Annotated in this window: 15 protein-coding genes; 6 read left to right on the top strand and 9 right to left on the bottom strand. The window is 69.2% G+C overall.

What is annotated here, in order from left to right; all coding sequences use genetic code 11:
- Positions 1–6 precede the first annotated feature (6 nt).
- Positions 7–1419: a PLP-dependent aminotransferase family protein gene (locus QZM72_RS00620; RefSeq protein WP_089471143.1), complete on the bottom strand. Its 1413-nt coding sequence runs from the start codon at positions 1417–1419 to the stop codon at positions 7–9.
- Positions 1420–1649: 230 nt separating this feature from the next.
- On the opposite strand from QZM72_RS00620, the gene QZM72_RS00615 reads away from it, so the two are divergent.
- Positions 1650–2879, top strand: a complete 1230-nt coding sequence (locus QZM72_RS00615) for an FAD-binding oxidoreductase (RefSeq protein ID WP_089471142.1) — start codon at positions 1650–1652, stop codon at positions 2877–2879.
- Positions 2880–2917: 38 nt separating this feature from the next.
- On the top strand, positions 2918–4072 hold the full coding sequence (locus QZM72_RS00610) for a branched-chain amino acid ABC transporter substrate-binding protein (RefSeq protein ID WP_089471141.1): 1155 nt from the start codon (positions 2918–2920) through the stop codon (positions 4070–4072).
- A 34-nt stretch (positions 4073–4106) separates the two neighbouring features.
- On the opposite strand, the gene QZM72_RS00605 is transcribed toward QZM72_RS00610, so the two are convergent.
- From QZM72_RS00605 to QZM72_RS00580, 6 genes are all read right to left on the bottom strand, one after another.
- Complete coding sequence (locus QZM72_RS00605; RefSeq protein WP_301736833.1) at positions 4107–5027, bottom strand: hypothetical protein; 921 nt, start codon at positions 5025–5027, stop codon at positions 4107–4109.
- 38 nt (positions 5028–5065) lie between these two features.
- Positions 5066–5191: a hypothetical protein gene (locus tag QZM72_RS00600; RefSeq protein WP_301736832.1), complete on the bottom strand. Its 126-nt coding sequence runs from the start codon at positions 5189–5191 to the stop codon at positions 5066–5068.
- 55 nt (positions 5192–5246) lie between these two features.
- Positions 5247–6983 (bottom strand): site-specific integrase, encoded by a 1737-nt coding sequence (locus QZM72_RS00595; RefSeq protein WP_301736831.1) that lies wholly within the window; start codon positions 6981–6983, stop codon positions 5247–5249.
- Between the two features lie 183 nt (positions 6984–7166).
- Positions 7167–7358 carry a DUF2964 family protein gene (locus QZM72_RS00590; RefSeq protein ID WP_027786097.1) on the bottom strand — a complete coding sequence of 64 codons (192 nt, stop codon included), beginning with the start codon at positions 7356–7358 and terminating at the stop codon, positions 7167–7169.
- Positions 7359–7371: 13 nt separating this feature from the next.
- On the bottom strand, positions 7372–7851 hold the full coding sequence (locus QZM72_RS00585) for a universal stress protein (RefSeq protein WP_301736829.1): 480 nt from the start codon (positions 7849–7851) through the stop codon (positions 7372–7374).
- Between the two features lie 92 nt (positions 7852–7943).
- Positions 7944–8093 carry a hypothetical protein gene (locus QZM72_RS00580; protein WP_301736827.1) on the bottom strand — a complete coding sequence of 50 codons (150 nt, stop codon included), beginning with the start codon at positions 8091–8093 and terminating at the stop codon, positions 7944–7946.
- Positions 8094–8148: 55 nt separating this feature from the next.
- Between QZM72_RS00580 and QZM72_RS00575 the strand changes: the two genes are divergently transcribed.
- The 4 genes from QZM72_RS00575 (at position 8149) to QZM72_RS00560 (ending at position 13736) form a co-directional block, all read left to right on the top strand.
- Positions 8149–8910, top strand: a complete 762-nt coding sequence (locus QZM72_RS00575; protein ID WP_301736826.1) for a 2-keto-4-pentenoate hydratase — start codon at positions 8149–8151, stop codon at positions 8908–8910.
- Positions 8911–8941: 31 nt separating this feature from the next.
- Positions 8942–10354 (top strand): 3-deoxy-D-arabino-heptulosonate 7-phosphate synthase, encoded by a 1413-nt coding sequence (locus QZM72_RS00570; RefSeq protein ID WP_301736825.1) that lies wholly within the window; start codon positions 8942–8944, stop codon positions 10352–10354.
- Between the two features lie 498 nt (positions 10355–10852).
- Positions 10853–13021, top strand: a complete 2169-nt coding sequence (locus QZM72_RS00565) for a hypothetical protein (RefSeq protein WP_301736824.1) — start codon at positions 10853–10855, stop codon at positions 13019–13021.
- Positions 13022–13028: 7 nt separating this feature from the next.
- Positions 13029–13736 carry a DUF3142 domain-containing protein gene (locus tag QZM72_RS00560; RefSeq protein ID WP_089471134.1) on the top strand — a complete coding sequence of 236 codons (708 nt, stop codon included), beginning with the start codon at positions 13029–13031 and terminating at the stop codon, positions 13734–13736.
- Between the two features lie 139 nt (positions 13737–13875).
- Here the strand turns inward: QZM72_RS00560 and QZM72_RS00555 are convergent, their stop codons facing one another.
- Both QZM72_RS00555 and QZM72_RS00550 read right to left on the bottom strand, forming a co-directional pair.
- On the bottom strand, positions 13876–14712 hold the full coding sequence (locus QZM72_RS00555) for an alpha/beta fold hydrolase (protein ID WP_301736823.1): 837 nt from the start codon (positions 14710–14712) through the stop codon (positions 13876–13878).
- Positions 14713–14847: 135 nt separating this feature from the next.
- A complete protein-coding gene (locus QZM72_RS00550) occupies positions 14848–15681 on the bottom strand; it encodes an oxidoreductase (protein ID WP_089471132.1) in 834 nt (277 codons plus the stop codon).
- Between the last annotated feature and the right edge of the window lie 34 nt (positions 15682–15715).

Below are 15715 nucleotides of genomic sequence, written 5' to 3'. Positions count from 1 at the left end.
GCGCCGTCAGATCGAACCGAACAGCGCGCGCGGCCGGTCCTTCAGCGTGCCGGACAGGATGCGCAGCCCGTTGACGAGCTCGTCGCGCGTGGCCGGGCACGCGAGGTTGATGCGCACGCCGTGCTCGAGTTCCGCGCGGTCGACCGCGAAGGTCGACGACGGCATCACGATCACGCCGCGCGCCTTCGCATTCGCGGCGAAGTCGTCGGCACGCCACGGCGGCGGCAGCCGCAGCCACACGAACATGCAGGCGGGGTCGGACTTCAGTTGCCCGGACGGCAGCAGTTCCCGCGCGAGATCGACGCGCGCGCGAATCTCCGCGAGCTGCGCGGCCATGATCCGCTCGGCCGTGCCGTCCTCGATCCACACCGTCGCGATCAGCATCGACGTGGGCGCCGGCATCCATGCGGTGGTGCGCACGGCTTCCGCGCACAGCGCGACGCTGTCGCGCGGACAGCTCAGGTAACCAAGGCGCAGCCCCGGCGCGAGGATCTTCGACGTCGCGCCGATATGGAACGTCAGCTCCGGGCACAGCCCCGCGATCGCCGGCAGCCGGTCTCGCACGAGCGGGCCGTACACGTCGTCCTCGATGAGCGTCACGTGATGGCGCCGCGCGATGTCGACGAGCGCCATGCGGCGCGCGAGGCTCATCGTCGTCACGGTCGGGTTCTGCAGATTCGGCACGACGAAGATCGCCTTGACCGGCATGCGCTGGCAGATCCGTTCGATCTCGTCGGGCAGCAGGCCGTCGTCGTCGGCCGGCGCGCTGACGATCTCGAACTGGAACACCGGCGCGAGCGCCTTGAGCCCGTAATACGTGAGGCGGTCGGCGACGATCACGCCGTCGGTGCCGATCAGGCTGTTGAGCACCGCATACAGCCCGTGCTGCGCGCCGCTCGTAACGACCACCTGGTCGGGCGACGGCGTGAAGCCCGGCGCGGCCAGCCATTGCGCGCCGGCTGCACGCGCCCAATCGGGGCCTTGCGGCGGCTGGTATTCCTGCAGCGCGGCAAACCGCGGATCGTTCGGCAGCGCACCGAACGTCTGCGCGAGGCTCGCGAGAAATTCGCCGGTCGCCGGGCGGTTCACGGTCAGGTCGATCACGCCGTTGCCCGCCGCCAGCGATGCGCGGGCCGGCTCGATGCTCGGCATCGCGCCGCCGGTCACGAGCGAACCGCGACGCTTGCTGCCGATCACGAGGCCGCGCAACTGCAATTCCTTGTATGCACGCGATACCGTCGACACGTTGATGCCGAGGTCGGTCGCGAGCTGGCGCTGCGGCGGCAGGCGGCTGCCAGGCGGATACGTGCCGCTGCGGATTTCCGCTTCGATCGAGCTCGAGACCTCGACGTAGGTCGGCCGCTTCGCCGGTGCCGGGAGGTCGTCATCGCGCTCGCCGGAAAGTTTGTCTGATGCCATCTGTCGCCCGTGACCACACAAAAAGCGTTTGTCTGCCGTTTTGGCTTGCCCCGCGATTGTATATGACCTCCCTGCCCCGTCAATCATTCATCGAAAAGTCTGCTGAATCAGCGAGTTGAAATCGGGTAAACGCCAGCACCACACAATATTATTTTGATTGCATACAAAAATTTACTGTGTGATTCTTGATCGCAACTTTGTGTGAATCACGTCTCCGGAGGGAAAGCGTCATGGCGAACGTCGCCATTGTGGGTGCAGGCTTCATCGGCCTCGGTGCAGCGGCCTGGCTGCAGCGCGACGGGCATCGCGTGACGCTGTTCGATCCGGCCGGCGTCGGCCAGGGCGCGTCGTTCGGCAATGCCGCGACGTTCGCGCCGTACGGTTGCGTGCCGGTGAACGGCCCGTCGGTGTTCCGCAACCTGCCGCACTTCCTGTTCGCCGCCGACAGCCCGCTTCGCATCCGCTGGCCGTACCTGCTGCGCGGCGCGCCCTGGCTCGCGCGGTTCCTGCTCGCGTCGACGCCCACGCGCCACGCACGCAGCGCGACTGCGCTGGCCGCGTTGCTGTCGCGCGCCGCCGACGGCTATGCGCCGCTGCTCGCGCCGTCGCAGCTCGCGGCGTTCGTGCGGCCGCGCGAATGCCTGTACCTGTATGCACGGCAGGCGTCGTTCGACGCCGCGCAGCCGTCGCTCGCGCTGCGGCGCCGGCTCGGCGTGCCGTTCGAGACGCTCGATGCAAGCGCGATCCACCGGCTCGAGCCCGCGCTCGCGCCGATTTTCTCGCGCGGCGTGCTGTTCGCCGGCAGCTGGCATTTCTCCGATCCGCACGGGTTTCTCGGCGAATTGTTCGCCCAGCTCGCCGCCGCCGGCGCGACGCTCGAACGCGCGCGCGTCGAACGGATCGCCCTGGCCGGCGACAGCGTGAACGTACAAGCGGGCGGCACGGTACGTGCATTCGATCACGTCGTCGTCGCCGCGGGCGCCCGTTCGCGCGAATTCGCGGCCGCGTGCGGCGACGCGATGCCGCTCGACACCGAACGCGGCTATCACGTGCAATTCGGCGTGCACGAGCCGATCGTCACGCGGCCGGTCGGCTGGGCCGAGCGCGGCTTCTACATGACGCCGCTCGACGAAGGGCTGCGCGCGGCCGGCACCGTCGAACTCGGCGGCTTCGACACGCCGATGAATCCGTCGCTGGTCGCGTTGCTCACGCGCTCCGCGCGCGAAGCCGTGCCGTCGCTCGGCACGCCGACGCGCAGCTGGCTCGGCTTCCGGCCGACGCTGCCCGACGGCTTGCCCGTCATCGGCCGCGCACGCGACAGCGCGCGCGTGATCCATGCATTCGGTCATCAGCATCTGGGCGTGACGCTCGCCGGCATCACCGGGCAGATCGTCGCCGACCTCGTCGCCCAGCGCGCACCGCCGCTGGACCTCACGCCATACCGGGCCGCGCGATTCTGACGCGCGCCACGATTTCCACCCCTGCAAGGAGAGGCATCATGAATCGTCGTTACTGGCTGGCTGCTTGGCTGGCCGTCTGCTCGATCGGCACGGTCGCGGCGTCCGCGCGGGCCGCGGACCCGGAAACCGTCAAGATCGGCTTCGCCGGCCCGCTGACGGGACCGGTCGCGCGCGTCGGCAAGGATCTGCAATACGGCGCGCAGCTAGCCCTCGACGAGGAAAACGCGAAGCATCCGACCATCGGCGGCAAACCGGTGCGTTTCGTGCTCGACGTCCAGGACGACCAGGCCGATCCGCGCATCGCGATCCAGGTCGCGCAGAAGCTCGTCGACGACGGCGTGGTCGGCGTGATCGGCCACTACAACTCCGGTTGCAGCATTCCGGCGTCGGCCGTCTACAAGCAGGCGAACGTCGCGATGATCACGCCCGGCTCGACCAATCCGCAACTGACGATGCAGGGCTTCAAGAACGTGTTCCGCACGATGGGGCACGACGGGATCGGCGGCGTGGTGGCCGGCCGCTTCGCGGTCGAGCAGCTGAAGGCGAAGCGGATCGGCATCATCGACGATCGCACCGCGTTCGGCCAGGGTCTCGCCGACGCGTTCGAGCAGGGCGTGAAGGACGCGCACGGCAGCATCGTCGGCCGCGAATACACGAACGACAAGGCCGTCGATTTCCGCGGCATCCTGACGACGATGAAGAGCAACAACATCGACCTGCTGTTCTTCGGCGGACTCGACGAACAGGGCGCGATGCTCGTCAAGCAGATGCGCTCGCTCGGCATCCGCGCGCAACTGTTCGGCGCCGGCGCATTGAAAAGCAACGCGTTCCTGAAGATCGCCGGCAACGCGGGCGAAGGCACGCAGGATCTGGAGCCCGGCCCCGCGCTCGACAAGCTGCCGTCGGCCGTCGCGTTCGCGCAGCGCTACAAGGCGCGCTTCAATCAGGACGTCGAGCTGTATGCGCCGTTCGCGTACGACGCCGCGCTCGCGATGATCGCGGCGATCCACAAGGCCGACTCGCCCGATCGCGGCAAGATCGTCGCGAGCCTGCCCAGCGTGTCGGTCACCGGCGTGACCGGCAAGATCTCGTTCGACGAGCGCGGCGACCTGGTCAAGCCGCCGTACACGTTGTTCCGCGTCGAACAGGGGCAATGGCACAGCATTCGCACGGTCGGCGGCGCGTCGAACTGATCGACGCCGAGCAGCAGGCGGCAGGCAGGCAGCGTCATCGCGCCGTCTGCTGCCGCTGCACCTCCTGCGTTTTCATCTGCAGATACGCGCCCCGCTCCACTTCGTGAAGCTGCTGCGGATACTGCTCGGTCGCGTCGAACCAGCGCGCGAGGCGCTGGTCGATCGGCTTGTCGAGCGTCGCGAGATACGTGTCGATCGCGAGGTAGTAGCGCATCGTGTTGCGCTCCAGCAGCCCGCGCACGCCGCCGACGTACTGCGGCTGCCCGGCCGAAGCCGCGCCGACGGTCGTGAACCCGACCTTGTCGCTGCCGACCGTCGCGAGATAGGTTTTCATCGCCATCCGGCCGACCGTGCCGAAGCCATACGAATACGTGAGATGCAGGAACGTGCGCGACGCGCCGATCGGCACGGCCTCGAGCGCGATCCGGTAATCCTTCGTGCCCATCGGGCCGCTGTCGGCGGTCAGGTCGACCTGGAAATAATCGGGCGTCGCGGCCGCCACGCGATAGCGGAACTGCACGCGATAGGTGTCCGACAGCTTTTGCTCGATCTTGCGGCCGAGGTTCACGTCGAGCACCGGGCCGTTGCCGCCGCTCGACGCGTGACAGTACTTGGTGTTCAGGTGCAGGATCAGCACCGCGCACCAGTTCGCCGGGCCTTGCGCGGGATCGTCGAGCTGGCCGCTCACCACCGCGAACGGATAATCGACGACCGCGTAGATGTCGCCCTTCAGCGACGACGACGCTTCCGACGATTCGAGCACCACGGGCCGGTGAAACGCGTTGTCTTTCAGTTGAGGCCCAAGGCTGCGGTAGCGGTCTAGCAACGCGGCCGCGCCGCTCGCGCCGTCCGCGCCGAACGACAGCGCGCTCCAGCCCACACACAGGGTCGCGACGAGCGCATGCCAGGCGCGGCGCGCCGGCCGCATGCCGCGCGTCAATGCGGATGTCTCCATGTTGGTACTCCCTGGCGCACGATGGTCGCGCGCATGTGTCACAGAATACGCCTGCCCGCTGCGCGGCGTGGCGCCGTATTCGCCGGACATCTTGCGGGCCGATACCGTGCCGGCCGCACGATCTGCTCGACGATGAAATCGACCGCGCCCTGGCTCGACGCCATGCGAATCTCCGGGATCGAAACATCGTCTGACCCGCGTCGATGCCGCGTGTTCAACTCATTTGTCGATACCGAACGCGCTCGACATCTGCCGCGCCCGCTTCACGTCGTCGCCATGCAGATAGATCGACGTCGTCGAGATCGACGCATGCCGCAGGTTGTCGCGCACCGTCGTCAGCTCCGCGCCGCGCGCCAGCGCGTGCGTCGCATGCGTATGGCGCATCCAGTGCGGGCTCGCCTGGCGCAGCTTGTGCGCAAGCGCCGGGTGATCGGCCTCGACGGCGTCGGCCGTCTGCGCGAAGAAACGCTGCATCACCTTCCACAGCCGCACGCTGGTGATCGCGGCCGCGTCGTCTTCGGCAAGGCTCGGAATCAGCGGCGTATCGGGCCGCCAGCGCGCCGGCGTGACCGGCAACCGGCGCGCGACCAGATAGTGATCGAGCGCGGTGCGCGCCAGTGGCGGCAGCGCGACGCGGGCGGCCTTGCTGCCCTTGCCGATCACTTTCAGCCACGCGTCGCCGTGCGCATCCGTCTCGATGTCGCCGAGCATCGCGCCGACCAGTTCGCCCGCGCGCAGCCCGGTCGCATAGCCGAAATCGAGAATGAAGCGCAATCGTTGCGCGGCGGCCGGCGTCCAGCCCGACTGCGGCGCACCGTCGTCCGCGCGCTTGCCGAACTCGAGCCCGTCGGCGATCGTGCGGACCAGCAGCCACTCGCCTTCGGTGAACGCATGCGACGCATCGAGCGCGGTCGCGCCGCGCGTGTCGCGCACCTTGACACCCGCGAATGGATTCGCGAGCAGATAGCGCTGCTCGATCAGCCAGCGGAACAGCGCGCCGAGCACCGACAGCGTGTATGCCGCCGAGCGCGCGGACAGCGCGCCCGAGAACGGCCGCCAGTCGGGCGCGCTTCGCGGCCGCACGGGCCCGACCCAGCGCTCGTGCGGCGTCGGCCGCCGGATGAATGCGCGATACGCGAGCGCATCCTCGGTCGTCAGCGACGACAGTGCGCGCCCGCGCTCGACGATCGCCCACAGAATCAGCCGCTCGGCCTCCTTCCGGTACGCGCGCCGCGTCGCGGCCGATTCGTGCAGCGACAGCCATACGTGCACGGCCGCGTAATCGTTGTCCGCGTCGAGCGTGCTGGTCGCGCGCGGCGCGCGGAACGTGCCGGCCGAGCCGTCGACTTCGTGCGGCAGCTTCAGGTGCTCCCACGGCACGATGCTGCCGCGCGGCGTCGCGGCGATCAGCGCGCGCGCCCGTTCGGTCAGGTCCGGATGGGCGGCGAAGAACGCTTCGATGCGCCGCGCGCTGGCCATGCCGAGGCCGGCGATCGCGCGCCACCACTGGCGCCGGCGCGGAATCCGCACCGTCAGATCGGCGAGCGTCGCGATCCCGTGCGCACGCAGTGACACGACCGCGCGCGCCGGCAGCCACAAGCCGACGTCGTCGCTGATCTGCGGGACCGGCGCACGCGCGTGGCGCAGCAGGCCGATCGCGTCGGTGGCCGCTTTCGCCTCCCGCAAACGCTCACCGTCCGCATGGCCGAGCCGTTCCGCGAGATCGGGGCGGCCGACCTGCCGCGCGACGCGCACGAGGCGACGGCGGATCGCGCCGATCACGCCGCGCGCCGACCGCCCGCCGCCGAGCCGGTCGGGCAGGTAGCGTTCGACGGCCTCGCGCACGGTCATGCCGGCATACCACGCGCGCAGCGCGGCGAGTTCGTCGGCGTCGGGAAAGCCTGCGGGCGCAGGCGCGGAATCGGCGGAAAGCGGTGCAGTGAGGCGCGGTTTCATGGGCGCCAGTTTGACAGAAGCGCCGAGCGGGCGGCAACGTTGAAGCGGCTGATGATCCAGATCGAACAGGACGGCACGAATGCGCCGGCGACGACACGCGACCACGCGAAGTCACGGCGGCGCAACGGCCGTCGCCTGTCATCGCGAAACCGCGGCCCGACGCGCGCCGCCACCCCGCCCGCGTCACTCCTCGCCTTTCGGCCCCGGGTTCAGCATCACGACGAAGCCGGCGACGCCGACGATCAACGCAAGCGCGCCGCCGCGCAACGCCGTCGCGGCATCGAACAGCAGGCCCGTCACGACGGCCATCATCCCGGCGAGCGACACGAACACGGCGATCGCCGCGACGACGATCCGGTACTGGCGGCGTATCATCGCGCGCGCCGCGTCATGCCGCGGCCGCGGCGGCCGGCGCGTCGGCGTCGTCGCCGCGAATCAGCAGCACCGGGCACTTCGCGCCGCGCACGAAACGCTCGGCGACGCTGCCGAGCAGCACGCGCCGGATGCCGCGCCGCCCGTGCGTACCGACCACCGCGAGATCGATCCCGCGCTCGTTCACGTAGCGTTGCAGGCGTTCCGCGATGTCCTCGCCGATGCTCTCGGTCTCGACGAGTTCGCCTTCGCCCTTCGCGCCGGCCAGCGCGATGACCTGTTCGGCTTCACGCAGCACCTTGCGCCCGTCGTCGCGGATTTCCTCGACGAGCGCATGCGGATCGAGACTGCCTGCATACGTAAACAGTACCGACTTGTCGACCACGTACACCGCGCTGACGTGCGTATCGCCCGCCAGCGCCACCTTCACGGCTTCGGCAAGCGCCTGTTTCGACGAAGCGCTGCCGTCGACGGCCACCATGATTTTCTCGTACATGCGAACCTCGCTGGGGTGAGTTGCCGCGCGCGCTGTCGCGCACGGCGATGCCCCCATCATCGGCCGGCGGCGGGTTCGGATGTTGACGGCGGTCAAGCCCCGGCGATCCCGCCGGATGCGGCAAAGCGACGCGACGGGAAACGGGCGACTTGCGTTGTCGGCAGGCCGCGAACCGCGCCGGCCATGCAGGCGCCGATGCTCTTTCGAGCGCCCATCGCGCCGAAGGCGCTATCATCGACCATGCGACTTTCGTCCGGCCCTTTTTTGCCGGCCCCACTTTCAACTCGCTCAACCGACATGACAACGACTACCGAACGCGTGGACGGCGCCGCCCAGCATCTCGTCGCCGCCCGCCATGCCGGCTCGCCCGGCCCGCTGTTGCCCGATGCACTGCGCCCCGACGACATCGACACCGCGCTCGCGATCCAGCAGCGCGTGGCCGACTTGCTCGGCGAACCCGTCGGCGGATGGAAATGCGCGTTGCCGCCGCCCGATCGCGTGATCCTCGCGCCGATCTTCGCGTCGACGATCCGAGACGCCGATGCGCCGTACCGCGTCGTCGGCGGGCCGATCGTGCGGACCGAACCGGAAATCGCGTTCGTGCTCGATCGCGACCTGCCCGCGCGCGAGCAGCCGTATGACGAAGGCGACGTGCGCGCGGCGGTCCGGGAAGTGCGGATCGTGCTCGAGGTGCTCGGCTGCCGCTACGCGGAGCCGGCGCGCGCATCGAAGTTCGAACTGCTGGCGGACGGGCAATTCAACCAGGGGCTGTGCGTCGGCCCGGTCGTGCCCGACGGGCTGAACGTGCCGCTCGCGACACTCGCGCTGTCGTTCGAAGGCGCGCTGAACCGCACGATCGACGGCAGTCATCCGGACGGCGATCCGCTGAAGCCGCTGGTGTGGCTCGTCAATTTCCTCGCGTCGCGCGGCGATGCGGTACGCGCCGGCCAGATCGTGACGACGGGCTCGTACGCGGGCGCGATCGAGGTGCCGCTCGGCGATGCGCTGACGGTGCGCTTCGGCGAGCTCGGCAGCCTGTCGGTGACGCTGACCGCTTGACCGGTCGGGTCTCTTTCACGCCCACACCGCCATGTCGCTGACACCGCTTCCCGCCCTGCTCGACGCCACCCTGCGCACCGTCGCGCGCCGTTACCGGCTGCCGCCGCTCGAGCGCGCGTCGTCGCTGACCGACGCGACGAACCCGGCCACCGCGCTGGCGATCGTGATCGACGAAGCGCGCAGGATGCGGGCGGACGGCCACGCGCCCGGCGCCGACTTGCGGCAGCGCTTCATCGATGCGCTCGCGCGGATGATCCGCGACGCGATGGATCCATCGTCCGGCGATTCGTCGTTTCAGGCGTCGGTGCTGCGTCACGATGCGCCGAACGTGCGCGAATACGCGTCGTTGTCCGCGCACGCCGAGCAGGATCGGCGCGCGCTCCACTCGGCCGTCAACGCGATCGCGCACCCGGCCAAGCTTGAGCGCAGCGCACAGGCCTGGCAACGCGACGGGCTCGCGCGCCTGCATGCGGCGGCGACCGCGGCGTCATGGGCCGAGTTGCATGCGGCGCTCGCGCAACTGCTCGCGCTGCCCGGGATGGCGACCGACGCGGCGTTCGAGCAGGACGTCGTCAAACTCAAGGACAGCCCCGCGCTCGAACGCATGCTGCGGCTCGACGCGCTCGCCGCGGACGAGGACGTCCGTCGCTACCGTGCGCTGTGGGTTCGTCAGGGCCCGCTCGTCGGCAGCACGGTCGCCGTCGCGCAGGGCGTCGCGTCCCAGCAGCGCGGCGCGGCCGTCGAAGCGCTGGCGGCGCATGCGCTCGACGCACTGGCGCGCAAGCTCGACGCGGTGGACGAGCAGCGCACCTACCGCGTGGTCACGTCGATGCGCGTGCCGTCGTCGATCCCGGGCCGGCACGACCGCGCGAAAACCGAATGGGATGCGATCCTGCTCGAACGCGCGCGCGGCAACGACCCGGCGCTCGCATGGAACGTGCGCTTCCTCGTCGAGGCGAAGGCCTCCGCGGATGCCGCGACGACCGATCTGCCGCGGCTGCTGCGCGGCCTGACCTTGCTCGCGCAAGCGGCCCCCGACACGGTCTATGCATTCGAGACGCACCAGGGCACGGTACGCGTGCACGGCGCATCGCTGCATGCGTTGACGACCGACGATGCGGCGCTGCCCCGGGAAGTGCTGTATTGCTGCGACGCGTCTGCGGATGCGACGCCGCGGCTGCTGAGCGCCGCGAGCCGGATGCAGCTGCTGTCCGCGCAGGCGAGCCTCGAATACGCGAGCGCGCTCGCGCAACGGCAGGATGCCGATCCGGACGGCCTCGGCGTCATCTGGCACGCGCTGCTGACCCTGCCGCAATGGCAGGCCGTGCTGCATCAGTACCCGTCGTTGCGGCAGGTCCGCGAACTGATGGTGGCCATCGACGACTTGCGCGCCACGCTCGACGAGATGGACGACGGAGGCATCGCCAGCAGCGTGTGCGCGTGATGTGCGAATACCGCCGCCACCTCACGACGCTCGCGCATGGACCGCTCAGTGGGTGAGCACCCCGAACGGCAGCGTCCAGCCCGCCAACCGGCCGCCGTCGCCCCAGCGCGCATCGGTCGCATCGCACGGCGGCAGGATCGGCGCCGCCGCATGCGGTCAGTGCGGACTCGGCCGCCATGACCATCCATGCAAGGGTTTTCATCGGAAACGCGAACGCCGCTTTCGGCAGCCCTCCCCCGTCGGGCAACGCGGACCCCGTCGGGTCGCCCATCGCCGGACGTCCGCCACTGCCGGCTGCATCTTAATTGAAGCGATCCGGATTCAAGGTGGCGTTGCGTCCACACTGAGTGGATTTCCATTTCGCGGGAGCCGGCCTTCGGCGCGACCGGCAAGCCGGCACACTGCCGGCCATGACGGCCCGTGAGGTACGATACGCGCCGGGCCCACGCGCCCCCTGAGAGAACCGGCCGTCGCGGCCCCCTACCCGACACAAGAAAAATGCGAAGAAACCCGACGCTGCACCGAAACCTGTTCGCCGCGCTGGCGGCCAGCCTGCTGGGGATGCCGGCCGCCCATGCGAGCGGAGACGACGGCTGTTACGTGCCGAACACGCTCCGGCAGACGTCCTACTCGTGCGGCAACGTGCCGATGCTGACGCCCGCCAACGACACGCGCGTCAACGCGATGCTGATGATGGTCGACAGCGCCAAGGTCGCGCAGGTGTTTCCCGACCCGAAGACCATTCCCGCGAAAGAGCGGATCGACCGGATCATCGTGCCGTTCCCGATGGACTTCTCCGGATGGATCGACATCGGCCAGAAGACGCCCGACAAGACCGGCGGCGGGGCCGATGCCGATGCGTCGTCGAACCGGTACGCGGACGGCGAAGGCAGCATCTGCCGCAGCATGAGCGCGGGCGCGGACGCGTTCAACGACGCGCTGGGCGGCGCCGGCGGCCTGCCCGCCGACGAAGCCGCGCGCCTGCGTGCGGCGCGCGCCGACATCGCGCAGAAGACCTGTGCCGCGGGCGGCGCGAGCGCCGCATGGACGAAGCCGCCGGTCAAGTCGCCGCTCGGCCAGCAGTTCGCCACGTACCTCGACGGGACGAACGCGTTCTACCGGGCCGACTTCCTCACCGCGACCCGCGCGTTCGCGAACGCGTCGCACAGCGCGGACCCGTGGCTGAAGGAAACCAGCCTCTACATGGCCGGGCGCGCGCAGTTGAACGCCGCGCAGGCCAACGTATTCGACAACGACAGCCCGACGCCGACGCGCGCGCGCGTGACGAAGGTGTCGCTCGACGCGGCAAACACGGTGTTCCAGACCTATCTGAAGGTGTATCCGAAGGGGCGCTATGCGGCGTCCGCGAGCGGGCTGTTGCGACGGGTCGCATGGCTCGGCGGCAACGTCACGCAGCAGGCCGACCTGTACGGCCATGCGCTCGCTCGCTGGTCGCCGGCGACGTCGAACGTGCCGCTGATGCAACTGGCGAACGAACTCGACAGCAAGCTGTTGTTCGGCCCGGATTTCGATGCGCGCCAGATCCAGTCGCCGACCGTGCTCGCCACCGTCGACCTGCTGCGCATGCGCGCGTCGGACAGCACCGATGCGAGCCGCAAGCCGATGACGCTGGACGAGCTGCAGGCGCAGAAGCCGCGCTTCGCGAACGCGCCCGCGCTGTACGACTACCTGCTCGCAACGTGGTACGTGCAGATCGGGCACAAGCCGGACGCGGCCCTCGATCTGTTGCCGCAGACGCCCGCCGCGCCGCTCGACTACTTCGGGCTGAGCCAGCAGGCGCTGCGCGGGTTCGCGCTGGAGGACAGCGGGCAGAACGACAAGGCCCGCCAGCTGTGGCGCGACCTGATCCCGCTCGCGACGTTCCGCTTCCAGCGCGAAATGCTGGAACTCGCGCTCGCGATCAACCTGGAGCAGGCCGGGCTCGTCAACGACGCGTTCGCCGACGATTCGCCCGTGCAGAACGCCGCGATCCGCGGAGTGCTGCTGCAACGCACGGCCAACGCCGACCTGCTGCGCGCGCAGGCGCAGAATCAGGCGACCACCGGCGCGCTGCGCAGCACCGCGCTGTACACGTTGCTGTACAAGGAGCTCACGCGCTCGCACTACGCGGACTTCCTCGCCGACACCGCGCTGGTGCCCGGCACGCTCACCGATCCGTTGAAGCCGTTCGTCGCCGCCGGCGCGAAAAACGAAGACGGCTACACGTGCCTGTCGGCGCGCGACATCGCCGCGACGCTGCAGCAGAATCCCGCCGATCCGAAAGGGTTGAACTGCCTCGCCGATTTCGTCCGGCTGCATCCGCCCGCATCCGGCCTCGAAAGCGATCCGGTGCCGCTGTGGATCCGCAACGCGTCGAACACGGCCGCCACGCGCGTGCCGCCGACGCTCGGCGCGGCGCCGTCGCAGTTCGCGGGCAAGCCGTACGAACGGATGTCGAGCTACGTGACGGTGATGGCCGATACGCAGGCGAACCCGAACGACCGCGCATACGCGTTCTACCGCGCGATCAAGTGCTATGCACCGGGCGGCTCCAACGAATGCGGCGGCAAGGACGTGCCGAAGAGCACGCGCAAGCGCTGGTTCGACACGCTGAAGACCGCCTATCCGGGCAGCCCGTGGGCGCAGAAGCTTCGCTACTACTGGTAAGCGCCGGATGAAGCGCATCGCGTGCGTCGCGCTGCTGCTGGCCGCGCGCATCGCGCTGGCCGGCACCGTCGACGCCGCGCGGTACGACGCGTTCTGGCTGTGGGCGGGCGTGAAGCCGCAGGCGGTCGTGCGCGGTGCGCGCATCGTCTACGTGCTGCAAGGCCAGATCGAGGCGTCGCCGCGGGACGAGTCGCAGGTGCGCGTGATCGCGCAGGGCGTCGCGCTGCCGCCGGCGCCCGACGCACGCGTGTGGCTCGTCTATCGTGCGCATACGCTGCGCTGGACGCCGCGCGTCACGCAGATCATGCTCGCGCAGCTCGCACGCTGGCGTGCGTCGGGGCGCACGATCGCCGGCATCCAGATCGACTTCGATGCCGGTACGCGGCATCTTCAGGATTACCTTGCGTTCCTGCGCACGCTGCGCGACACGTTGCCCGCCGATTGCCGGCTCAGCATCACGGGGTTGCTCGACTGGAGCAGCCGCATCGATACCGACCAGGTCAACCAGCTCAAGGGGATCGTCGACGAGGTGGTCGTGCAGACCTATCAGGGCCGCCGCACGATTCCCGACTACGCGGCCTATCTGCCGCGCGTCGCGCGGCTGCAACTGCCGTTTCGGATCGGCGTGATCCAGGGCGGCGAGTGGGACACGCCGCCGTATCTCGCGTCGAATCCGTGGTTTCGCGGTTATGTCGTGTTCCTGCGCAACGACTAGCGGTGAGGGACTAGCGGTTAGCGGTTAGCGGGCGGGTGCAAACGCGGCGGGGCGATCGGCAGCCATGCGCGGCACCGCCGCCGGATCGCCCGGTTTCGATCACGGCGCCGCACGCCGCAGCGGGCCGGCGCCGCCATCGTCATGCCCGCACGAACGCGAGCAGGTCGGCGTTGAGCACGTCCGCGTTGACCGTCAGCATCCCGTGCGAATAGCCCGGGTACGTCTTCAGCGTGCCGTTCTTCAGCAGCTTGACCGACTTCAGCGCGGCATCCGCGATCGGCACGATCTGGTCGTCCTCGCCGTGCAGCACGAGCGTCGGAACCGAGATCGACTTCAGGTCTTCGGTCTGGTCCGTTTCGGAAAACGCCTTGATGCCGTCGTAATGCGCCTTCGCGCTGCCTTCCATCCCCTGCCGCCACCAGTTGCGGATCACGCCCTGATGAACGGTTGCGCCTTCGCGGTTGAACCCGTAGAACGGGCCGCTCGGCACGTCGAGGAAGAACTGCGCGCGATTGTCGGCGAGCGCTTTGCGGAAACCGTCGAACACCTCGAGCGGCAGGCCTTCGGGGTTCGATTCGGTTTTCAGCATCAACGGCGACACCGCGCTGACCAGCACGGCCTTCGCGACGCGGCCGGCCGGCTCGCCGTGCTTCGCGACATAGCGCGCCACTTCGCCGCCGCCGGTCGAGTGACCGATATGCACCGCATTGCGCAGGTCGAGCGCTTCGACGACCGCGAACGCGTCCGCGGCGTAATGATCCATGTCGTGACCGTCCCACACTTGCGCCGAGCGGCCATGGCCGCGCCGGTCGTGCGCGATCACGCGATAGCCGTTCTGAACGAAGAACAGCAGTTGCGCATCCCAGTCGTCGCTGGACAGCGGCCAGCCGTGGTGGAACATGACGGGCTGCGCGTCTTTCGGACCCCAATCCTTGTAGAAAATCTCGACGTTGTCCTTCGTGGTGACGTATGGCATCGCGATGCTCCTGTGAGGTGAATGAACGTGGCGAACGGGCCGCAGCCATTATCGCCATTATCGTGAAACCACGGCGCCATCGTGCAATGCAACGGCCGATCGTCGCTCGGCAGGGAACGAACGACGCCGCGCGCGTCAGCCGTCGGTCGACACCGTCACGGCTTCCCACGCGCGGATTTCGTCGTCCAGCGCTGCCAGTTTGCTCCGCACGAGGCGCAGCGCGTCGCTGCCGAGCAGCAGGTGCGCGGGCGGATGGTCCGCCGCGATCACCGCGAGCATCGCCCGCGCGGCCTTCGCGGGGTCGCCCGGCTGCTTGCCGCTTTTCTCCTCGCGCGCGCGGCGGATCGGGTCGAACAGCGCGTCGTAGTCGGCGATCGAGCGCGGCGTGCGCGCCATCGAGCGACCGGCCCAGTCGGTGCGGAACGAGCCCGGCGCGACGGCCGTCACCGCGATGCCGAACGGCTCGAGCTCCTTGCCGAGGGTTTCGGAAATGCCTTCCAGCGCGAACTTGCTGCCGCAGTAGTACGCGATGCCCGGCATCGTGATGTGCCCGCCCATCGACGTGATGTTCAGGATACGGCCGCGCCGTCGCTCGCGCATGAACGGCACGACGGCCTTCATCATCGCGACCGCGCCGAACACGTTCACGTCGAACTGCCGGCGCATCTCGTCGAGCGGCGCCTCCTCCATGATCCCTTCGTGCCCGTAACCCGCGTTGTTCACCAGCACGTCGACGGGCCCGACGTTCGCTTCGACGTCCGCGACGACGCCGTCGATGCGCTCGAATTCGGTCACGTCGAGCACGCGCGCGACGGCGGCCTGCGCGGACAGCGCTTCGAAGTCGCGCGCCGCCTGCGCGCTGCGCACCGTGCCGACCACCGTGTGGCCGGCGGCCAGCGCTTCCTGGGCCAGCGCGCGACCGAAACCGCTGCTGACGCCGGTAATGAGCATGATGTTGCCGGATGCCATGTGAGCTTCTCCCGAATGTCGATTGAAGCGTGCA

It is taken from the genome of Burkholderia sp. AU45388 (assembly GCF_030481585.1).
Classification (GTDB): Bacteria; Pseudomonadota; Gammaproteobacteria; order Burkholderiales; family Burkholderiaceae; genus Burkholderia; species Burkholderia sola.
This window is presented reverse-complemented; position numbering and strand designations above follow the sequence as displayed.